Source organism: Clostridium bornimense (assembly GCF_000577895.1).
GTDB classification, from domain to species: Bacteria; Bacillota; Clostridia; order Clostridiales; family Clostridiaceae; genus Clostridium_AN; species Clostridium_AN bornimense.
Genome location: NZ_HG917868.1, coordinates 2,810,947 through 2,834,103, shown reverse-complemented (window position 1 = coordinate 2,834,103; position 23,157 = coordinate 2,810,947). Strand labels below are relative to the sequence as shown.

Annotated in this window: 19 protein-coding genes and 1 riboswitch; of the genes, 13 read left to right on the top strand and 6 right to left on the bottom strand. The window is 29.7% G+C overall.

The features are described 5' to 3' along the window. Positions 1-156: 156 nt before the first annotated feature. The 10 genes from CM240_RS12900 (at position 157) to CM240_RS12855 (ending at position 12,253) form a co-directional block, all read left to right on the top strand. Positions 157-2,394, top strand: coding sequence for an ABC transporter ATP-binding protein (locus tag CM240_RS12900; RefSeq protein ID WP_044039524.1), 2,238 nt, complete (start codon positions 157-159; stop codon positions 2,392-2,394). Continuing rightward, positions 2,387-4,228 carry an ABC transporter ATP-binding protein gene (locus CM240_RS12895; protein ID WP_044039523.1) on the top strand — a complete coding sequence of 614 codons (1,842 nt, stop codon included), beginning with the start codon at positions 2,387-2,389 and terminating at the stop codon, positions 4,226-4,228. Before CM240_RS12900 ends, CM240_RS12895 begins: the two co-directional genes overlap by 8 nt. A 491-nt stretch (positions 4,229-4,719) precedes the next feature. Further along, positions 4,720-4,989, top strand: a complete 270-nt coding sequence (locus CM240_RS12890) for an ACT domain-containing protein (RefSeq protein ID WP_044039522.1) — start codon at positions 4,720-4,722, stop codon at positions 4,987-4,989. Positions 4,990-5,006: 17 nt separating this feature from the next. Then, the gene (locus tag CM240_RS12885; RefSeq protein ID WP_044039521.1) at positions 5,007-6,359 is read left to right on the top strand and encodes a PFL family protein; all 1,353 of its coding nucleotides are present in this window, start codon (positions 5,007-5,009) and stop codon (positions 6,357-6,359) included. Between the two features lie 139 nt (positions 6,360-6,498). Then, complete coding sequence (locus tag CM240_RS12880; protein WP_044039520.1) at positions 6,499-7,314, top strand: hypothetical protein; 816 nt, start codon at positions 6,499-6,501, stop codon at positions 7,312-7,314. Positions 7,315-7,510: 196 nt separating this feature from the next. Continuing rightward, on the top strand, positions 7,511-8,302 hold the full coding sequence (locus CM240_RS12875) for a hypothetical protein (RefSeq protein ID WP_044039519.1): 792 nt from the start codon (positions 7,511-7,513) through the stop codon (positions 8,300-8,302). A 104-nt stretch (positions 8,303-8,406) separates the two neighbouring features. Beyond that, positions 8,407-10,269, top strand: coding sequence for an asparagine synthase (glutamine-hydrolyzing) (gene asnB / locus CM240_RS12870; protein WP_044039518.1), 1,863 nt, complete (start codon positions 8,407-8,409; stop codon positions 10,267-10,269). Positions 10,270-10,400: 131 nt separating this feature from the next. Beyond that, positions 10,401-11,195, top strand: a complete 795-nt coding sequence (locus CM240_RS12865; protein ID WP_044039517.1) for a thymidylate synthase — start codon at positions 10,401-10,403, stop codon at positions 11,193-11,195. A 10-nt stretch (positions 11,196-11,205) separates the two neighbouring features. Continuing rightward, positions 11,206-11,694 (top strand): dihydrofolate reductase, encoded by a 489-nt coding sequence (locus CM240_RS12860; RefSeq protein WP_044039516.1) that lies wholly within the window; start codon positions 11,206-11,208, stop codon positions 11,692-11,694. 76 nt (positions 11,695-11,770) lie between these two features. Then, a complete protein-coding gene (locus CM240_RS12855) occupies positions 11,771-12,253 on the top strand; it encodes a hypothetical protein (protein ID WP_044039515.1) in 483 nt (160 codons plus the stop codon). Between the two features lie 25 nt (positions 12,254-12,278). Here the strand turns inward: CM240_RS12855 and thiT are convergent, their stop codons facing one another. The 6 genes from thiT to proB all read right to left on the bottom strand — a co-directional run bounded on the left by thiT (position 12,279) and on the right by proB (position 18,804). Then, positions 12,279-12,890 carry an energy-coupled thiamine transporter ThiT gene (gene thiT / locus CM240_RS12850; protein ID WP_044039513.1) on the bottom strand — a complete coding sequence of 204 codons (612 nt, stop codon included), beginning with the start codon at positions 12,888-12,890 and terminating at the stop codon, positions 12,279-12,281. 143 nt (positions 12,891-13,033) lie between these two features. Then, positions 13,034-13,133, bottom strand: a riboswitch (TPP riboswitch). A gap of 562 nt (positions 13,134-13,695) precedes the next feature. Next, on the bottom strand, positions 13,696-14,532 hold the full coding sequence (nadC, locus tag CM240_RS12845) for a carboxylating nicotinate-nucleotide diphosphorylase (protein WP_044039512.1): 837 nt from the start codon (positions 14,530-14,532) through the stop codon (positions 13,696-13,698). Beyond that, entirely contained in the window at positions 14,513-15,820 is a 1,308-nt protein-coding gene (locus CM240_RS12840; RefSeq protein ID WP_044039511.1) for an L-aspartate oxidase, read from the bottom strand. Before CM240_RS12840 ends, nadC begins: the two co-directional genes overlap by 20 nt. Next, positions 15,804-16,709, bottom strand: coding sequence for a quinolinate synthase NadA (gene nadA / locus CM240_RS12835; RefSeq protein ID WP_044039510.1), 906 nt, complete (start codon positions 16,707-16,709; stop codon positions 15,804-15,806). The genes CM240_RS12840 and nadA overlap by 17 nt, the downstream gene beginning before the upstream one ends. 286 nt (positions 16,710-16,995) lie before the next feature. Next, positions 16,996-17,484, bottom strand: coding sequence for a PTS sugar transporter subunit IIA (locus CM240_RS12830; RefSeq protein ID WP_044039509.1), 489 nt, complete (start codon positions 17,482-17,484; stop codon positions 16,996-16,998). A gap of 207 nt (positions 17,485-17,691) precedes the next feature. Further along, complete coding sequence (gene proB, locus CM240_RS12825; RefSeq protein WP_044039508.1) at positions 17,692-18,804, bottom strand: glutamate 5-kinase; 1,113 nt, start codon at positions 18,802-18,804, stop codon at positions 17,692-17,694. A 102-nt stretch (positions 18,805-18,906) separates the two neighbouring features. On the opposite strand from proB, the gene proC reads away from it, so the two are divergent. From proC to CM240_RS12805, 3 genes are all read left to right on the top strand, one after another. Beyond that, the gene (gene proC, locus CM240_RS12820) at positions 18,907-19,707 is read left to right on the top strand and encodes a pyrroline-5-carboxylate reductase (protein WP_044039507.1); all 801 of its coding nucleotides are present in this window, start codon (positions 18,907-18,909) and stop codon (positions 19,705-19,707) included. Positions 19,708-20,020: 313 nt separating this feature from the next. Beyond that, positions 20,021-22,429, top strand: a complete 2,409-nt coding sequence (locus CM240_RS12815) for an FG-GAP repeat domain-containing protein (RefSeq protein WP_051483834.1) — start codon at positions 20,021-20,023, stop codon at positions 22,427-22,429. A gap of 20 nt (positions 22,430-22,449) precedes the next feature. After that, entirely contained in the window at positions 22,450-23,106 is a 657-nt protein-coding gene (locus CM240_RS12805; protein ID WP_044039506.1) for a TcaA NTF2-like domain-containing protein, read from the top strand. The last annotated feature ends 51 nt before the right edge of the window (positions 23,107-23,157 follow it).

Here is a 23,157-nt window from a genome sequence, read left to right as displayed (position 1 = left end):
TTATTAATATATTGTTAATACTTTAATTATAAACCATTACAAAAGATTATACAACTATAATAGTTATTGACATATAATAGTTATGAAATTATAATTGTTGTTATGTAAAATAATAAATGAACAAACAAAGTTTAACTGGAGAGGGGAATAAATATAATGTTAAAGCTGACAAAATATTTAAAGCCGTTTATAGGGTCTATTTTAGCTATTGTCATGCTTCTGATTATTCAAGCAACTTGTGATTTAGCATTACCAGAGTATATGTCTAATATAGTTAATGTAGGTATCCAGCAAAATGGTATTGATGAAGCAGTTCCATTAGCTATTAGTGAAACGGAATTAAATAAAATAATGCTTTTTATTGATGAAGATGATAAGAAGGTATTATTAGATAATTATGAAGTTGCCAATAAAAGTAATCTTAGTGGAAGTATAGTAGATAAAGGTGTAAAGGAATATATAAGTAATCATGATGAGAAAATATATAGATTATCTACTAAAAATAAAGATGAAAAAGATAAGTTAGCAAAAATATTAAAGAAGCCTATAGTTACAGTGGCAGCATTAGAAAGTGAAAATTTAGCTGATATGTCAGCAGAAGAATCTCCTATGATGCAATTACCAGAAGGTGTAGATATATTTACAGCTATGAGTAGTATGCCGAAAGAGCAGGTTGAATCAATGAAAACTTCAATAGATGAAAAGTTCAGTGATTTACCAGATATGATGATAGATCAAATGGCTGTATCTTATGTTGGTGATCAATATAAGAATATGGGAGTTGATACTGATACACTTCGATTAAGATATATATTATTTGAAGGAGCATTAATGTTAGGAATAGCACTAGCCAGTATGGTAGCTACAGTATTAGTAGGATTAATAGGAGCAAGAGTTGCAGCGGCACTTGGAAGAAACTTACGTGGAAAAGTATTTAATAAAGTTATTGGATTTTCTAATGCGGAGTTTGATTCTTACTCAACTTCATCATTAATAACACGTACAACTAATGATATTCAACAAATTCAATTACTTATGGTAATGCTTTTAAGAATAGTGTTTTATGCACCTATCTTAGGAGTAGGTGGAGCAATTAAAGTTATTAATACTCATACATCTATGGGATGGATAGTAGTTGTTGCTTTAGTAGCTATTTCTCTTTTGGTTATGGTGTTATTTGGATTTGCTATGCCGAAGTTTAAATTAGTGCAAAAACTTGTAGATAAACTTAACTTAGTATCAAGAGAATCTCTTACTGGAATGCTAGTAATTCGTGCATTTAGTAATCAAAAACATGAAGAAGAAAGATTTGAGGATGTAAATAAGGAACTTACAGGTACAAATTTATTTGTAAGTCGTATAATGGTAACCATGATGCCACTTATGATGTTAATAATGAATCTTGTAACAATTTTAATTGTATGGGTAGGTGCACATAAGATAAATGATGGTATTATGCAAGTTGGTGATATGACTGCCTTTATGCAATACACTATGCAAGTTATAATGGCATTTTTAATGATTTCTATGATATCAATAATGTTACCTCGTGCATCTGTATCAGCTCAACGTGTATGTGAAGTGTTAGATACAGAAGAGTCTATAAAAGATAGTAAAAATGCAAAAACTTTCTCAGATTCTGTTAAAGGTGTTGTAGAATATAAAAATGTTAGTTTTAAGTATCCAGGAGCAGAAGAATATGTATTAAAAGATATAAGTTTTACTGCAAAACCAGGTGAAACTACGGCCTTTATTGGAAGTACAGGAAGTGGTAAGTCAACAGTTATAAATCTTCTTCCACGTTTTTATGATGTTACAGAAGGTGAAATATTAGTTGATGGAATTAATATAAAAGATGTAACGCAACATGACTTAAGAGAAAAAATAGGATATGTTCCTCAAAAAGGTATATTATTTTCAGGAGATATCGAAAGTAACTTAAAGTATGGATATAAGAATGCTACAGAAGAAGATTTAAAAGAAGCAACAGAAATAGCACAAGCTACAGAATTTATATCAAGTAAGCCAGATGGATTTAAGACAGAAATATCTCAAGGTGGAACAAACGTATCTGGAGGACAAAAACAAAGACTTTCTATAGCTCGTGCTCTTATAAAGAAACCAGAAATATATATATTTGATGATAGTTTTTCAGCATTAGATCTTAAGACTGATGCGGCATTACGAAAAGCATTAAATAAGAAAACAAAAAATAGCACTATATTATTAGTGGCACAAAGAGTAAGTACTATAATAAATGCAGATCAAATAGTAGTAATGGATGAAGGAAAAGTAGCAGGAATAGGTACTCACAATGAACTTATGAAGAATTGTGAAGTATACAAGCAAATAGCTTTATCACAACTTTCAAAGGAGGAATTAGCCAATGAGTAAGAAAAAACATGGCGGCCCTATGGGTGGAGGTCCAATGGTAGTTACAGAAAAAGCTAAAGACTTTAAAGGTACAATGAAAAAGCTTATGGAGTATTTAAAACCCTATAGAATTGCTATGATTTTAGTTTTTATATTAGCAATAGGGAGTACTGCTTTTTCAATAGTCGGACCGAAGTTACTAGGTAAGGCTACAACGGAGATATTTAATGGATTAATGAGCAAGGTTTCTAGTTCAGGTAATGGTTCTATTGATTTTGGATATATAGGGAAGATTGCCATAGGATTAGTTGCATTATATATAGTTAGTACAATATTATCGTTTATACAAGGCTTTGTTATGTCAGGAATAGCTCAAAAAGTATCATATAATTTGAGAAAAGAGATTTCTAAAAAGATAAATCGTATGCCTTTAAAATATTTTGATAAAACTACTCATGGAGAAGTTCTATCAAGAATAACTAATGATGTAGATACTGTTAATACAACATTAAATCAAAGTTTATCTCAAATAATAACATCTGTAACTATGCTTATTGGTGTAATAGTTATGATGTTATCTATAAGCTGGGAAATGACTTTAGGATCAGTATTGATATTACCAATTGCTATGGGATTAATAATGTTAGTAGTAAAGAAATCTCAAAAGTATTTTATGGATCAACAAGAGTATCTTGGACATGTAAATGGTAACGTAGAGGAAACTTTTAGTGGACACAATATAATGAAGGCATTTAATAGAGAAGAAGAAACAATAGAAGAGTTTAATAAATTAAATGAAACATTATATAAGTCAGCGTGGAAGTCACAATTTTTATCAGGAATGATGATGCCTATAATGACTTTTATAGGTAACTTAGGATATGTATTAGTAACAATACTTGGTGGATGGCTTGCGGTATTAGGAAAAATAACAGTTGGAGATATTGTAGCATTTACACAATATATACGTACATTTATGCAACCAATATCACAAGCAGGTCAAATAGCAAATGTTCTTCAATCTACGGCGGCTGCTGCTGAAAGAGTATTTGAGTTCTTAGATGAGGAAGAAGAAGTTGATGATGTTACAGAAGGTGTAAATCCTAAAGATGTTGAAGGCGCTGTTGAATTTAAAGATGTTCATTTTGGATATAATGAAGATAAAATAATCATAAATGATTTCTCAGCTAAGATTAAGCCAGGACAAAGAGTTGCAATAGTTGGACCTACAGGAGCAGGTAAAACTACTATAGTTAAACTTCTTATGAGATTTTATGAACTTAATGGTGGTTCTATAGAGATAGATGGTCATAATATTAAAGACTTTACTCGTGATAATTTAAGAGAATTATTTGGTATGGTTCTTCAAGATACATGGTTATATAATGGAAGTATTAAAGAAAATATAAGATATGGTAGATTAGATGCTACTGATGAAGAAATAATAGAAGCTGCTAAATTAGCACATGTAGATCATTTTGTACGTGCATTGCCGCATGGATATGATATGGAACTAAATGAAGAAGCAAGTAATATATCTCAAGGTCAAAAGCAATTACTTACTATTGCCAGGGCAATACTTGCTGATCCTAAGATATTAATTTTAGATGAAGCAACTAGTTCAGTAGATACTCGTACAGAAGTTCTTATTCAAAAAGCTATGGATAATTTAATGAAAGGTAGAACAAGTTTTGTTATCGCTCATAGATTATCTACTATTAGAGATGCAGACTTAATTTTAGTAATGAAAGATGGAGATATAATTGAGCAAGGAAATCATGAAGAATTATTAAAGGCTAATGGTTTCTATGCAGATCTTTATAATAGTCAATTTGAAAAAGAAGAAGTGTCATAACAGGCACAAGATACAAAAAAGCTGTTACACGGAGAGTGTAGCAGCTTTTTTCAATCAGTGCACAAAGTAGGGCACAAGTATGAGGGCACATGGCACAGGTGTGGATGAAATTCTTACAGAATTTCTTAGAATTTAGGTGTATAAGTTTGAGGTATAGAATAGATTATTTTTTCTTAAGAGAGTTAAATTTGATATAGAAGTCATTACAGGGGGGTAATGAAGGTTGAACCTTCATATAGCTTAGATTAAAGTTTTTGGATTTATAGTAAATATGAAAACACTTTGCTGTTTGTAGAATTACTTAAATTTAGAATTATGAAATGCTAAATGCGAAATTATGTTTTATAATTTCTCGTATGCGGAAATTTGTTACAATATTAGATTTTAATAAAAAACTATTAATAAATATTATAAATTTGTAATTTACTCCTATTATAATTGTAGGTTTATGGTATAATTTTAAGATAGTATATATTTAGGAGGGGCTAAAAATGAAAGCTGTTGTTACAGTTGTAGGGAAAGATAGAGTAGGTATTATTTTTGATGTTACTAAAGTACTTGCAGAGAATTCTGTAAATGTACTTAATATTTCACAAACTATATTAGATGGATATTTTACAATGATAATGATAACAGATATTTCCAAGAGCAACAAATCAATTGCAGAGTTAAGAGAAACTTTTTCTAGTTTAGAATCAAAACTTGGGGTGGATATAAGAATCCAACATGAAGACATATTTAATTCAATGCATAATATTTAAGGGTTGGTGATTAGAAGATGTTGAATTCAAATGAAATTTTAGAAACAATAGGCATGATTAAAGATCAAAATCTTGATGTAAGAACAATTACATTAGGTCTTAGCCTTTTAGATTGTGCATCAGATGATATAAATGTGTTATGTGATAGGATTTATGATAAAATTACAAAAACTGCAGAAAATCTTGTAAAAACAGGAGAAGATATAGAAAGACAATATGGTATCCCAATTGTTAATAAGAGAATATCAGTAACTCCAATTTCAATGGTAGCAGCGGCTACTAAAGCAAACTCATATGTACAAATAGCTAAGACTTTAGATAGAGCGGCAAAAAATGTTGGAGTTAATTTTATAGGTGGATTCTCAGCACTTATTCAAAAAGGATTTACAGACTCAGATAGAGTGCTTATAAACTCAATACCAGAAGCATTGGCGACAACAGATATTGTATGTTCATCAGTTAACATAGGTTCTACTAAAAATGGTATTAATATGGATGGTGTAAAGCTTTTAGGACAAACAATAAAGAAGACAGCGGAAATAACACCAGATGGATTTGGATGTGCAAAACTTGTTGTATTCTGTAATGCTGTTGAAGATAACCCATTTATGGCAGGAGCTTTTCATGGGGTAGGAGAAGCGGAAAAAGTAATAAATGTAGGGGTAAGTGGACCTGGAGTAGTTAAGAGAGCTTTAGAAGATGTTAAGGGAGAATCTTTTGAGATTGTAGCAGAAACTATAAAGAAAACTGCCTTTAAAGTTACTAGAGTGGGACAATTGGTAGCTAGAGAAGCATCTGAAAGACTTGGAATTCCATTTGGAATTGTAGATTTATCTTTAGCACCAACACCAGCAGTAGGTGACTCTGTTGGAAGAATACTTGAAGAGATTGGTGTAGGTCATTGTGGAGGTCCTGGTACAACTGCAGCTCTTGCTATGTTAAATGATGCAGTTAAAAAAGGTGGACTTATGGCATCTTCTTTTGTTGGTGGTTTAAGTGGTGCATTTATACCGGTATCAGAAGATGAGGGTATGATAGAAGTTGCAAGTAATGGTTTCTTAACACTAGAAAAATTAGAGGCTATGACTTGTGTATGTTCAGTAGGTCTTGATATGATAGCTGTACCAGGAGATACAACAGCAGAAACTTTATCAGGAATCATTGCTGATGAAGCTGCTATTGGTATGATTAATCAAAAGACTACTGCTGTTAGATTAATACCAGTTCCAAATAAGAAAGTTGGAGACTTTGTTGAATTTGGAGGGCTACTTGGAAGAGCTCCAATTATGCCAGTAAATAGCTCAGATTGTTCTAATTTTGTTAATAGAGGTGGAAGAATACCAGCACCAGTACATTCAATGAAAAATTAGTATTAAAAATGTTGCAAAATGTAAAATATTTTGCAACATTTTTTGTTTAATATGGAATGAAATAATGAACAACAATAAGTAAATTTATGGTAAAATCATAATATATAAAGAGACACATGTATTTTAGGAGGTTTTATGTATGAAATTTAGAAAGATGATATCGGTATTTACAGTTGGATTTATTTTAGCATCATTTACGGGATGTGCTGACAAAGAAACATATAATATAAAATTTAATCCTTCTGTAGGAGATGAGTATAGCGTAACTAGTAGTATAAAAATTGATGCTACTCAGGGGACAAAAAAAATAACTTTAGATGGTGATGTTAAAGGAAATGTAAAGTATATAAATGTATCAGAAGATGAAATTACCGAAGAAGTTGGGTATGATGATTTTTCTATGAATATGGATATGGGTGGAATATCTATGCAAGTTAATGAAGATAATGAGATGTTTAAGGAGTTAATATCTCAATTAAAAGCTAGTAAAATTCTAATTACAGCAGATAGAGATGGAAATATATTAACTTATAATGTTGAAGGAGAAGAGGAAGCAGAGTTAAATAAGTATGGTGTAGATTTAAGTAGTAAGGGAAATATTTTAGGTGGAAATAATTTTTGTATTCTAGAGAATATGGAGATAAAAGATGGTGAAGAAATATCAATATCATTAGATAAATTATTAGGAAAAGATGCAGAGAATACATTAGGAGTAAACGTCGATGGATCTACATTAATAGGAAAGGTAAAATCAATTAAAGACAATGTAGCGGAAATCACTTTTGATATAGATAGTATAAAATTAGATACAAATAATAGTACATTAAAAAATTTTAATGCAAATATTAAGATAAATGTAGATACAGGAATTACAGAAAGTATGGAAATAGATACAGATATGGATGGATCAGTACAAGGAAACATTATATTAAAATCTACAATGAAAAAGAAATAAGCTTAATAATGAAAAAAATAAAGTTGTAACATTATATTACGTATGTAATTATTATGTAGCAACTTTTTTTTATAAAGTTTTATAGTATTTGCATGAAAAATATGTCAAAAAACATAGAAAAATATGTTTTTCGTATATTAAGTGTGGTATAATATCGCCATGATGAAATAAATTACTGAAAGGGGAAAATAAGTATATGAATATAAGAAAAAAGATATGTATGGTAGTATCGATATTTCTTGTTATATCACTAATAACTGGATGTAATAAAAATTCTTATACAATTAAGTTTGCCCCTGAGAAAGGAAGGGAATATAGAGTTGAATATAATGTAAAACTACAATCAGAGGATGAAAATGTTAGTATTAAAAATAATTTTGATATAAATTTAAGGTGTACAGATATTAAAAAGAAGAATACATATATTGATCTGAAGTATAATGATTATGTAATAGATACAAAGGAAGATGGCATATCAATAAAAGCTGATGAAAATAGTGAAATATTCGGAGAAAATATACGTAAATTAAAGTCAGGCAAGTTTAAAGGATGTATATATGCAGAATCAAATCTTTTGAAGTATAATTTAATAAGTGGAGATGAAGAGGTGCTAGGAGATAGTACTTTAAGCATTGAAAAACAACAAGAGAAAATTATTGAAATTATTACATGCTTTATCGGTGAAAATGTTAAGAAGAATGGCCGGGTAAATGTAAATTTAGAAAAAATAATAGGAAAAGAAATATGTAAGTATATAAATTTTAAAGATACTAGTATTAATGGTCAAGTAGAGGCTATTAAAAATAATATTGCATTGATTGAAGTATGTATTGATGAAAGTAAGAATAATAATATTAAAATAAAATTATCTTCACAGCTAAATATTGAAACTGGAATGATTAGATATATGAAGCTAAATATTGATGATAAATCAAAAGAGACTGGAAGAAAAACTTTAGTAACAGATATATTTATTGAAGAAGAGTAGATAAACTATTTTAAAGTAGACTTTTTTTGATATAATATAAGTTATGTTAAGTGAAAATAATTAATAGATTATATAAATTGGATGCTTTTGAGAGGAGTAATTATATGTGCGGATTTGTATGCTTATATAGACCACAAGGATTAAAAGAACAAGACCTTCCGATGGTTGAAAAAATGAACGAGATTATAGCTCACCGTGGACCGGATGATTATGGAGTATATAGTGATAGTAAAGCTATTTTAGGATTTAGAAGATTATCTATAAATGATTTAGCGAATGGACATCAACCTTATGCTTATGATAAAGGTAGACTGAATATTGTTTTTAACGGAGAAATTTATAATTATAGAGAACTTAGAAAAGATTTGCAAGAATTAGGTTATGAATTTGTAACAGATTCAGAAGTTGAAGTTATTGGAGCAGCATATACACAATATGGTAAGAAATATGTTGATTATTTAAGAGGTATGTATGCAATAGTTATCAGAGATGAAGAAAATGATACACTTTTTGCATGTAGAGATATATTTGGTATAAAGCCACTTTATTATACAGAAGATAGTGACGGATTAATGTTAACATCAGAGAGTAAAGCATTTTTATTTTCTGATAGAAATATGGGAAAAGTTAATAAAGATGGGTTACAACATTATTTAACATATCAATTTGTACCAGAACCACATACAATTTATAGTGATGTTATGTTACTAGAACCAGGTTGTACATTAACAAAAGTAGGCGATGGTGAAACTAAAATTGAAAGATATTTTAAGATTGAGTTAAAGCCACAAGAAAATGATAAAACAGCTATGATGAAAGAAATAAGAGAAGTAATGGAAGACTCAGTTAGAGTGCATTTAACATCAGATGTTCCAGTTGGTTCATTCCTTTCTGGTGGAATAGATTCAACAATAGTTGTGGCATTAGCAAAACAACACAAACCTGACATAAAGACATTTACAGTAGGATTCGAAGTTGAAGGATACTCAGAAATTAACTTAGCAGAAGAATCAGCAGCAGCTCTAGGTGTATCAAGTTATAAGAGAATAGTAACAGCAAAAGAATATATGGATGCGTTCCCTAAGCTAGTATGGCATTTAGATGGACCTATGGCAGATCCTTCAGCAGTACCGATATATTTCATAGCAGAAGAAGCAAGAAAGCAAGTAACTGTTGTACTTTCTGGTGAAGGTGCAGATGAAATGTTTGGTGGATACACTATTTATAGAGAAAGTGAATCTTTAAAAATGTGGAATCATGTTCCAAATGGACTTAAGAAGATGTTCTTAGCTTTTTCTAAGTTAATACCAGAGCATGTAAAAGGAAAGAGCTTTATTGAAAGAGGTTGTACGCCTGTAGAAGAAAGATATTTTGGTAATGCAAATATATTTAAGGAAGTACAAAAACCTTTAATATTACCATTTTATAATGATAATATAAAACCTCAACAAATAACTAAGCCATTTTATGACGAGGCTAAAGCTTTAGGTTTAGATGGTGTTGGTAAGATGCAATATATAGATTTTAATACATGGCTTACTGGAGATATATTAGTTAAGTCAGATAGAATGACTATGGCACACTGTTTAGAACTTAGAGTACCATTTTTAGATAAAGAAGTTTTAAAAGTTGCTAGTAAGCTTGGTAGATATGATAAAATAGGTGGACACACTACTAAGAGCCTACTTAGAGAAACTTTTGCGGATATACTACCGGATCCAGTTACAATGAGAAGAAAACTTGGATATCCAGTACCTATTAGAGTTTGGTTAAAGAATGAAATGTATGATTGGGCAAAGGACATTATTAACAGATCAGAATGTCCAGAATATATAAATAAAGCAGAAGCATTAAAGCTTTTAGAAAACCATAGAGCAGGGATAGAAGATGAGTCAAGAAAGATTTGGGTAATATTATCTTTCTTAGTATGGTATGAGCAGGTTATGGAAATAGTGAAGAAGAGATAGAGGTTTTATAGAGCTGTTGCAAGACTAGAAGTCATGTAGCAGCTCTTTTTAGTTAAAGATTATTGGGTGTTGTGAAAAGAGAAAGAATGATATAATTAACTTTAGATGAAGTAAAGAAAGGAAATAAACGTATGAATAATGCTGATAAACAATACTTAACTTTAGTTAGAGATATATTAGACAATGGATATTATGATCAAAATAGAACAGGTACAGCTACGTATAAGCTTCCGCACAAGATGTTTCAATTTGATTTGTCAAAAGATGAATTCCCAATATTAACTACTAAATTTGTTGCTTTTAAGACAGCAGTGAAAGAATTATTATGGATATTTAAAGATCAGTCTAATGATGTTAAAAAGCTGCAAGAACAAAACGTTCAAATTTGGAATGAATGGGCATTAGAAGATGGAACTATAGGGAAAGCTTATGGGTATCAAATAGCTAAGTATAATCAAGTAGATAAATTAATAGAATCACTAAAGAATAATCCACAGGATAGAAGAATGATGATGAATCTTTGGAATATTGAAGATTTACCAGAGATGGCACTTCAACCTTGTTGTTTTTTAACTATGTGGGATGTTACAGATGGAAGACTAAATTGTATGTTAGTTCAAAGAAGTGGAGATGTTCCATTAGGAGTTCCTTTTAATATGAGTCAATATGCAGTGCTTGTTCATTTAATTGCTCAAGTTACAGGACTAAAGCCAGGATTATTTACTCATGTAATAAATAATGCACATATATATGAAAATCAAGTCGAAGGAATGAAGTTGCAACTTACAAGAGAAAATGAAACTTATGAAGCACCAAAGCTTTGGATAAATCCTGAAATAACTAATTTTTATGATTTTACACCAGATGATATAAAGCTTGAAGGATATAAATATCACCCATCTATTAAGATGGAAGTATCAGTTTAAGGGGGTAATTATGTTAAGCTTAATGGTGGCGGTAGCCGAAAATAATGTTATAGGAAAAGATAATAAATTAATATGGCATATACCGAATGATTTAAAGTATTTTAAGTCAGTTACAAGTGGACATAAGATTCTTATGGGACGCAAGACATTTCAATCACTTCCAGGAATATTACCAGGAAGACCACATTTAGTTCTTACTAGGGATAGAAGCTTTAATGTGGAAGATGAAAGAGTTACTGTATTACATGGTATGGAAGAAGTAATGCCTTATGTTGATAGCGAAGAAGAAATTTTTGTAGTTGGTGGAGCAGAAATATACAAAACATTATTACCATATTGTAAAAAAGCATATATAACAAGAATTAATGAGAGTTTTGAAGGTGATGCATTTTTTCCACACTTTGATGAAAGCATGTGGATAACTGACAGTATTACTGAAGGAATTGTGGATGAAAAAAATAAATATCCGCATAGTTTTTATGTTTATACAAGAAAATAATATAACTTAGAGCTCTGACTATAATTAATTTAATAGTTAGAGTTTTTTAGTTAGAAATGTAATAGGGGTTGGGAAAATGGGGTGTTTTATAAAGCTAGTATCAGTATATTTACTTATAACGGTTTTGATAAATAATATATTTATGAAACAGGCTAGAAATAAGAATGCAGAGAAAATTAAGAAAAATAATATTATATATATAATATTAACAGTAGCAGTGGCTTTTTTATTGAGCTTTAATAATGAAGAATTTAGTGTTATTAGGGTTAGCACTATACTAATAGAAGTAATAATGACCAATATATTAATAAATCGTGGTATATGTCATCTTATATATAGATTATCTACAGGAAAAAAGCGTAGGAAATATGATGTAAAAAAAGAAATGATAAGTGTAATAAGTTTTTTTGTAGTAATGGCGCTATTAGTCATTTTATTAGGGACAATAAAACAATTATCATTATATTACATAGCATTATTGATAGGTATATTATTATTTGTAGTGTTTATCAATATAAAAAATCTTATTAGGGAATTTGCAATGATAAAAAAAATATGAACTAGGCTGATGCCTAGTTCATATTTTATATCTTTTTTAGTCTATCTATAGGTATTAAATAAATAACTATTAAACAGATTAATCCATTAGGAACTATTAGTAATGCATTGGTGACAGCAGAGTATATTATCGGGGACATACCGTCTGGTGCAAAACTACCAAAGAATACTACACCGGATATAAAGTGAAAAATAAATCTACCGGCCATAGCCACAATAACTGCAAAAGTTTTATTATTTTTAAAATATCCAGCTAAACCTAAAGCCATATAAGGAAGAGGATAATCAAATAGAACTTGGATAGGATTCAAAATATATGGTCCTAATATTAAGTCAACAATTCCATATACAAAACCAGTTAAGAATCCTATTTCAGGGCCATATATTATAGCCATAACGAGAATAGGTACCATGCTAGCTAAATTTATACTACCGCCTTGAGGAAAATGATAGAACTTAATAAAGCTTAATATTGTGGATAGAGCTACAGCTAAAGCAACTTGTACCAATATTTTTGTAGTCAATTTTACTTTTTTTATTTTTATAAATACTATAATTAAAATTACTACAGCGATAAGTGTTAAAATTGATAATGGGCTTTTAGCAATATCCGTTAGGTTAGTAATAAAAGTTTTCATAATAGCCTCCTGATGTGCTAGGTAGAGGAGATTTTCAGAGTTAGCAGTTAGTAGTTGACAGTTAGCAGTTGAAGAGAGAAATTCTTATGGAATTTCACTAGTTATATTTATGAATAAGTATAATTTCATTTCAAATTCTAAATTATCAATAGTCGCTGCTTTCCTTCGCTGGCATTATCCAGATCAGGTTCAAGGGTTAATGAAATATCATCTCTCAGCCATAAGGCACCCCTAGCAAAATTTATTTCAACAATAGTATAGTATAATATCTGTAATAATGCAAAAAAACAGTACAAAGTGTTATATTTATCAAGAAGTCTGCAGGACTATAATGGAGTTGTTAAATGAAGAGTGTGACAGCTTTTTTTAGTAAGTTTCATAGAGACAAAAGCAAGGCACAAGTATGATGGCACAAGGCACAGGTATAGATGAAATTCTTGCAGAATTTCTGAAATTTTAAGTGTTAAGTTGAATGTTATAAGTTAGACTATGTTTCTTACTTAGATCACAGTTGATATAAAAGTCATTATAGAAAACTCATGAAAGTTGTACTTTCATGAAGCTTTGGTTACAATTTCTGTATCTATAGTAAATATGAAAACACTTTGCTGTCCGTAGGACTATAATAAAATTCCTCCCAAAGAGGAATTTTCACCTTACTTGTGACCTGTGACATGATAAAAGGAACTACCACTCACAAATTTTCATTTATTAATTCGACGGCCCTTACATTCATCGTGAATTGTGAATTGCAAATTGTTAATTAGAAAAAAGATGACCTAATGGCCATCTTTTTTAGTGATATTTAAAGATTCTTTAAATTTTTCATAGATATATCTAGAGCTTTAACTGAGTGTGTTAATGCCCCAACAGATATGTAATCAACACCTGTTTCAGCTACAGAACGTATTCTTTTAAGGTTCATATTTCCTGATGCTTCTATAAGTGCGTTGCCTTTTATTAAGTCAACTGCTTTTTTAGTTGTTTCATTATCCATATTGTCTAACATAATGATGTCAGCTTTTGCATCAAGAGCTTCTTTAACTTGATCTAAAGTTTCAACTTCTACTTCAATTTTACGAACAAAGGAAACAGAGTTACGAGCTTTTTCAATAGCATTTTTAACACCACCAGCAGCAGCAACGTGATTATCTTTTAATAATACACCATCAGAAAGGTTAAAACGGTGGTTACAACCTCCACCAACTTTAACAGCATACTTTTCTAATATTCTAAGACCAGGAGTGGTTTTACGAGTATCTAGAAGCTTACAAGATGTATTTGACAGTTCTTGTACATACTTATTTGTTGTTGTTGCTATACCAGAAAGATGTTGAAGTAAGTTTAGAGCAACTCTCTCTCCTTTAAGTATATTTAATGTATTTCCTTTAAGATTACCTAAGATTTCACCATTCTTAACGAAATCACCATCTTTATGGTAAAGAGATACTTCTACATCGCCAAGAAGAAAAAATACCCTTTTAAAAACGTCTAGACCGGCGATGATACCATCTTCTTTACAGATAACATCAACGGTAGATTGTTGATGTTTAGAAAGAATAGATGATGATGTTATATCGTCATCCCATACATCTTCTTTTAAAGCATTTTTGATTATTTCATCAATAATTAACCAATTCATTTTTAATAAAGTCTCCTTTACTGCTAAAGTATTTAATAAGTGTAGTTAAAGAATCCTTTTTTACAGTATCAATATCTAAATTACCTTCATAGCTAATTTCAGTTAATTTAATATCATCTATTAAAGTATTAATTTCTTTAGCTGCACGTCTTGAAAAAACTAAAGCTTCTAATAAAGAATTTGATGCTAATCGATTTGCGCCGTGAACACCAGTACAACTAGCTTCTCCAACAATATAAAGGTTGTCCATTGAAGATTTAGAATTTAAATTTACTGCGATTCCACCCATAAAGTAATGTTGAGCTGGTGCAATTGGAATAGGACCAGAACATAAATCATAACCTTTTTCTAGACAATTAGAGTATATAGATGGAAATCTATTCTTAATATATTCAGAATCTTTATGAGATATATCAAGAAGAACATGATTACTATTAGTTCTATGCATTTCTTTTAAAATTTCTTTAGTAACTACATCTCTAGGTAATAGTTCATCTACGAAACGATCACCTTCAAGATTTGTAATTACTGCTCCTTCGCCTCTTAAGCTTTCAGAGATAAGAAAGCAGCGTCCATCATTACTTTCATCATAAAAAGCTGTAGGATGAAATTGAATATATTCAGTATCATGAAGTTTAATATCATGTTTCAAAGAAAGGTATAAACCTATTCCTTTAATATGTCTAAAGTTTGTGGAATGTTTAAATAATCCACCAATTCCACCAGTAGCGAGAACTACATCTTTTGCAGTTAGTTTTATGTAATTATTATCTTTATAATATACAACTCCATGACATTGATTATTTTCTACTAGTAAATCAACTAATGATGCATTTTCTTCTATGGTAATATTTTTTTTACTTTTTACTTTAGCTAATAATCCATCTACAACAGCTTTTCCAGTTGTGTCTTTATGATGAACAATTCTATTTATGCTATGAGCTGCTTCTTTAGTATATAATAGATGATTATTTTCTTTATCAAGATCAACACCAAGCTTTAATAAATTCTCTATGTTTTCTCTAGATTCATTGACTAAAATCTCTACCGCTTCTACAGAATTTTTATATTGACCAGCTTTTAGGGTATCTGATATATGAGCTGGAATATCTTCTTTATTTCTAGCAGTAGCTATTCCACCTTGCGCAAGGTATGAATTGCAATCTGTACATGTTTTTTCTGTAATAATAGTTACATTTACGTCATCTCTTAAATTTAATGCACAATATAATGCTGCGGCTCCTGAACCAACAATAACTACTGATGAAGAGTTACTTTGCAAGTTCATGCATTTTATTTAAAGCTTTAGCAGCTTTTTCTCTTATATCTTCATCTATTATGATTTCATAGGTACCTTTAGATAAGGCATCATAGACATCTTCTAGACGAGTCTTTTTCATATTTATACAAGTCATTGTTGTTCCAGGAACATAGAAATTTTTATTAGGGTTTTTTAATTTAAGAGGATGAATTACACCTTCTTCAGTAACTATTAAGAAATTTTTCTTATCACTATTAGTAGCATAATTTATTATTTCACCAGTAGATCCAATGAAATCAGCTAATTCTAAAACATTTTCCTCACATTCAGGATGAGCGAGTACAACTACATCATCTAATTTTTCCTTAGAAGATGAAATCCATTCAGGTTGTACTTTTTTATGGGTTATGCAAAAACCAGGCCATAGGACAAATTCTTTATTAGGGAACTTATTTGCAATATGTCTACCTAAGTTTTTGTCTGGTAAAAATAATATTTTATCACTATCTAAATTTGATATTATTTTTTCTGCATTAGAAGAAGTAACAATAACATCAGATAAAGCTTTTACTTCAGTAGATGAGTTAATATATGTAACAACAGTATGATCAGGATACTGGCGCTTCATTTCTAGAAGCTTGTCTACATTAGCCATATCAGCCATAGGACATCCTGCATCTAATGCTGGTAAAAGTACTTTTTTATTAGGGGAAAGTATTTTTGCACTTTCTGCCATAAATTTCACACCACAAAAAATAATAAGGTTATTAGGGCTATCTTTAGCAATTTTACTTAAATAATAAGAATCACCAACATAGTCCGCAATATCTTGAATTTCTGGACGTTGATAGTAGTGTGCAAGTATTAGAGCTCCCTGCTCTTTTTTTAGTCTGTTGATTTCTTTGATTAAATTCATAATATTCAACTCCTGTAAAGTTATGTGTATATACACTTGTAAATATTATTATAATACATATTAGTAAAGAGTTGAACCTATTTAGTTAAAATTTTCACTATCTCATTTTCAAAAAGTAAATGCTAATTTTAATTATAAAAATACGATATATAATTATATAAATTAATGTATGTTGTATCTCGACACTGACTTTTGATACATATTTAAAAAGTGAGGTATTCAATGAATTTCTTAAAAATAAAAGGACTGTTGCATAATATTATACAACAGTCCTTTTATATATAAATTATTTTAATTTGTAAGTAAAGATTTCATCTGAACCAGCTTTAACAGTAGCTCCGATGTTTCCATTGATTTCGCTGATAACAGCTTCATGGTTAGTGATTAAAACTGGAGTAGTTAATGGCTTACCTTTTGATTTGATAAATTCAGCATCAAATTTGATGATAGGTTCACCAGCTTTTACTTTTGTACCAGCTTCAACAAGTTGTTCAAAACCTTCACCGTTTAATTCAACAGTATCGATACCAATGTGTACTAATAATTCTACACCGTTATCTAAAGTCATAGCGAAAGCATGTTTAGTTTTGAATACTAAGCTTAATTCTCCATCAGCAGGTGCACATACAGTGTTACCAGTAGGATTGATTGCAACACCATCACCAGCCATTTTTTCAGAGAAAACTTGATCTGGTACTTTTGATAAATCGATAACTTCTCCATCTACAGGAGCAACAAAGTTAAGAGCTTTTGATTTTTTGAAAAATCCAAACATATATATACCTCCTAAAATATTAATTCATTCTCTAGTTTTGTACAGTGATAATTATATTATGCTTTTATATTAAAACAAAAAGACATGAGTTGCCATTTAATGGTAAACTCATGCCATCATCACATGTAACACGTCATAAAAAATTTTACACATAAATTACAATATAGTCAATACAAAATTATACGAAATGTGTAAACATATAGTTAATTATAGTAATACCATATTGTTAATATGTATGATTTCATCAAAGTTTTTATAACCAAGTAATCTATTTATTTCAGATGTATCATTACCTTTAATTAATAAAATTTCATTAGAAGAATAGTTAACAATGCCATTAGCTATTTTTTCTTTAGAAGTAGATAGAATAGACACTACATCACCTTCAACAAAATTACCAGTAACATTTAATATACCTTTTGGTAACAGGCTATTATGCTCTCTAAGAGCAACTACAGCTCCGTCATCTATTATTATTTCACCTTGAGTTTTAGTTTCATAAGCTAACCAATGCTTTTTACTATGCATAGGTTTAGAAGATGCTCTAAAATAAGTACCAAGTTGTTCGCCATCAAAAATTCTAGTTATTACATTACGTTCATCACTATTAGCAATTATCATAGATGTACCAGAAGTGGTAGCGATTTTACCAGCCTTAATTTTTGTAGCCATACCACCAGTGCCGATAGCAGATCCAGCACCACCGGCCATATTTTCAATATCTTCAGTTATTTCATCTACAACTTTTATTAGTCTAGCATTCGGATTATCCTTAGGGTTAGAATCAAATAGCCCATCAATATCAGATAGTATTATAAGTAAGTCAGCTTCAACTAGTGAAGATACCATAGCAGAAAGAGTATCATTGTCACCAAATTTAATTTCATCTACAGTCAAGGCATCATTTTCATTTACTATAGGAATAACACCTAGTTTCAATAATGAAAAGAAGGTATTTCTTGCATTTAAAAATCTTACTCTATCAGACATATCATCTCTATTAAATAATATCTGAGATGATATTTTTCCGTATTCTGCAAATAATTTATCATAAGTATGTATTAATCTAACTTGACCAACAGCAGCGCAAGCTTGCTTTTCAGGAATAGTATTAGGCTTTTCTTTAAATCCTAGACGTCCCATACCGGCACTTATTGCACCAGATGATACTAAAACAACCTCTATTCCTCTATTATGAATATTAGAAAGATCCCTGACTAAATGATCTATGGCACTTAAGTTAAGTAATCCTGTTTTATGAGTCAAAGAAGAGGAACCAACTTTAACTACAACTTTTTTAACATCTTTTACATAATTCATTTTAAAATCATCCCTTCTATAAATATAGAATACCATGTATTGTCTTCAAATAATATTAGTTATATAATTTACTTAAAAATAAGAGAAAGAGTGTGGAGCAATATGAATAAAAAAATATCTTTTTTAGGTTGCGGAAATATGGCTCAAGCAATAATAAATGGAGTAATAAAAGCAAACCTAGTTGACCCTCGTAATGTAATGGCGACAGACTTTGATGTTAATAAAACTAATTATATAAAGGAAACGTTAGGAATTTCAATATCTAATGATAATAATGAAGCAGTAAATTTTGCAGATATAATAGTATTATGTGTAAAACCTCAACATATTAAAAGTCTATTAGCTGATGTTAAAAATGTGATAACTAATAAACAAACTATAGTTTCTATAGCAGCCGGTGTAGATATTAAAATGTTACAAGCACTACTTGACGATGATAAAAAGATAGTAAGAGTAATGCCAAATACACCAGCTTTAGTAGGTGAAGGTGCTAGTGCTTTATGTAAGAATAAAAATGTAACAGAAGAAGAATTTAAAGAAATTGTAGATATGTTTTCATCATTTGGGGTGGCAGAAGTAGTTACTGAAAATCTTATAGATGCTGTTGTTGGAGTCTCAGGATCATCTCCAGCTTTTGTATATATGTTTATTGAAGCTTTAGCAGATGGAGCAGTATTAGAAGGGTTGCCAAGAGATAAAGCAATTAAAATGGCAGCACAGGCTGTACTTGGATCTGCAAAAATGGTATTAGAGACAGGAGATCATCCAGGAAAGTTAAAAGATAATGTATGTTCTCCAGCTGGAACAACAATAGAAGCTGTATATGCATTGGAAAAGAATAATTTTAGAGGAACTGTTATTGAAGCTGTACATAAAGCTGCGGAAAAGAATAGAAATATGTAATTACAATTACTGTTTGAATAAATTATAAATTTTAATATTTTTATAATAATTTAAAATAATTATTATAATCACTAAAAAGATGATTTTTGTATTAATCAGAAATCATCTTTTAATTTTTTAGTGGTATCGCGTAAAATACTGGCATGTCAATAATTTTATTTAATGTAAAAAAACGATTTATTGATATATTTTTTATCATATAAAATAAAAAGTTCCTATAACTTTGTTTTAATTTGAAAAAACGAAGCATTTTTTATAAAAATATGATATTATATTAAATATAGTCTCAAAATCAAATATAAAGGAGAAGGATATGAAAATAAAAAGCGGTAAGGTAAAATATCTTGGAATTCCGCTAGCATGTATTGTTTTTTTATTAAATCTAAATCTAAATGTAAAGGCATCAGGTATAGAAAAAACAAAGTGGACAGCTCATATATCAACTGCTTTAGAGAAAACGAATGAAAACACTGAGTTTCAGATAGGGGATTATAATAATGATGGTAAAGAAGATTTATACATAATTAAAAAGAAAGTAGCAGGAAAATCAGAATTACATGTTTTAAATGCTGCAAATAATTATCAATCTTTTTTAACACATTTAAGACTTCCAATTGAGGAAACCGATTCAAATGTTTCTTTTAGAGTCGGGGATTATAATGGAGATGGAGTTAATGACTTATTCTGTATAAAGAAAAAAGTATTAGGAAGAACTGAAGTTCATATTATGGACGGAAGTAAAAATTTCTCTTCATTTTTATTACAAGTAAGATTACCGATAGAAGAAACAGATGAAAATGTTGATTTTCAATTAGGGGATTACAACAAAGATGGAAAAGTAGATTTATATTGCATAAAGAAAAAAGTATCAGGAAAAACTGAAATTCATGTATTGAATGCAGCAACAGGATATTCTAAGTTTTTACTTCAAATTAGAACAGCATTAGGAGAAGTAGGATCTAATTGGGAATTTGGTATAAGTGATTATAATTCTGATAATGTGCCGGATGTTTATTGTATTAATAAGCAAGGAGCGTCTAATACAGAAGTTCATGTGTTGGATGGAGGTAATAAATATCAATCATTTTCACTAGAAATAGGTACTGTAATGGAAAAGACAGACAACAATACGCAATTTTTGGTTGGAACTGGTAAACTTAATTTATATGCAGTAAAGAAATTGGGAGCAACTAATACAGAAATTCATAGAATAGAAGGGGAAGAGAATGGTCAAGGACAAGATCAGATAATAGAAGACCTTAGTAATAATCAAATTGAGTTAGGATTTAATATAGATACAGCATTAGAACTAACCAATGAAAATTCTGTATTTGCAGTTGGAGATTTTAACAAAAACACTATCCCAGACGTTTTTGTTATAAAAAAGGCTGTGGCTGGAAAAGGTGAGATGCACATCTTAAATGGTGCAAATAAATATCAGTCTTTTTTACTTAATGTGAGATTGCCTATAGAAGCAACAGACGAAAATTCTGAATTTAGAGTAGCAGATTATAATAAAGATGGAATACTTGATTTGTATTGGATAAAAAAACATGCTGGAAATAGAACGGAAGTTCATATATTAGATGGAAGTAATAAATTTCAATCTTTCTTATTACAAATTGTATTACCAATAGAATCAACAAATTTAGATTCTAATTTTCAAATTGGAGACTATAATGGAGATAATGTTCCTGATATATATTGGATGAAAAAGCAAGCTGGTGGAAAAACAGAAGTTCATATATTAAGTGGAGCTGAAAGATATCAAAAGTTTCTTCTTCAAATAAGAACAGTGTTTCCAAGTGCGAGTGAAGATGTTGAATTTGGTTTGAGTGATTACAATAATGATGGGACAATTGATTTATATTGTATGAATAAACAAGGTAAAAATGGTATAGAGTTATATGTATTAAATGGTAAAGATAGATTTCAATCATATTTACTAAAATCATCTACACCAATGGAAAAAAGAGATAAAAATACTCAAATGGTATTATTATCAGGTGATAAAATTAATATATATGCTATAAATAGACAAGGTAATTCAGCAACAACTATTCAACAGTTAAGATATATTGGATCAGGTGATGGTCTTGAATCTAAATATGCCGAAGAAAAATTAGGAGAATTATCTGCAAAATATGAATCTAATGGGGAACCAGGTACTATATCTACAGGTGTTGGTGATATAGGAGGAAAGTCATATGGAGCATGGCAATTAGCCTCTAATATGGGGTCTGTAGATAAGTTTTTAAGTTTCCTTAAAACTAAGAATGCATATTATTATAATGAGCTATCTGCAGCAAAGCAATCAGATGGCAATAAATTTGGAACAAATTTTGATAATACGTGGAGAAATATAGCTAAAAATGATAGAGATGGGTTTTTAGAATTACAAAGACAGTATATAAAGATGACATATTATGATGTATCAGCAGCGAGTTTATTAAAGAATTATAACTTTAATATTGAAGAACATTCATGGGCTTTAAAAAATGTATTATGGTCTACATCGGTTCAACATGGTGCAAGTGGAGCTGTTAATATATTTAAAACGGTTGGATTAGATCGAAGTGAAAGGGATCTGATTATTGCAATATATGACGAACGTTCGAAGGTGGACAAGTATTTTTATAGCAGTAGTAAAGAAGTTCAAGAAGCTGTAAAAAAGAGATTTGAAAATGAAAAAAATGATGCATTAAAAATGTTAGAACAATAATCATTTAGTGAGGTAAGTTTATGAAAAAGAAATTTTTTATTGCCTTAATTTCTATATTTTTAATATCAGTTACTTTAACTGCATGTGGTAAAGAATCATCTAAAAAGAACACTACTTCTAGTAAACCGAAAGTAGAAGAAAGCAAAGAAGATGATTCAAAAGAGGAAGAATCTTTGAATGAAGATTCTGATACAGATGTAAGCGAAGAATCTGATAGTAAAAGTGATAATACTGAAACAAGTTCTAAAGAGCAAGAAAATATTATTATAGAGAATACATTAGTAAATTCAGCAGGAGATAATTCTAATGCCAGACCTAGCAACTTTTATATAGAAGAATTAATATCAAATTATGAACAATTAGTAGTAGATGCTAATAATAATGGAGATTTTTCTATTGTTTCTAGTATGATAATACAAGATAGTAATTTCTACATGAAACAAAAAGAAGCTATAGAAAGTTCGTATAATAATAATGTAAAGTATAATTTGTTGAATTATAGTATTGATCAAATAAAAGAAGTTGATAATAAAACTTATAAAATATATGTTGTTGAAAATCTGCAAGTTAAAGAAGGTAATGATGCTAATTTTCAAGACAAGCAATTCAAACATATTTATACTATAAAACTTGATGATTCAGGTATTGGTATCAATAATAAAGAAGAATGGAATTAGATACGATAAAAGAGACTGTTAAAAAACAGTCTCTTTTGTTATATATTTTTG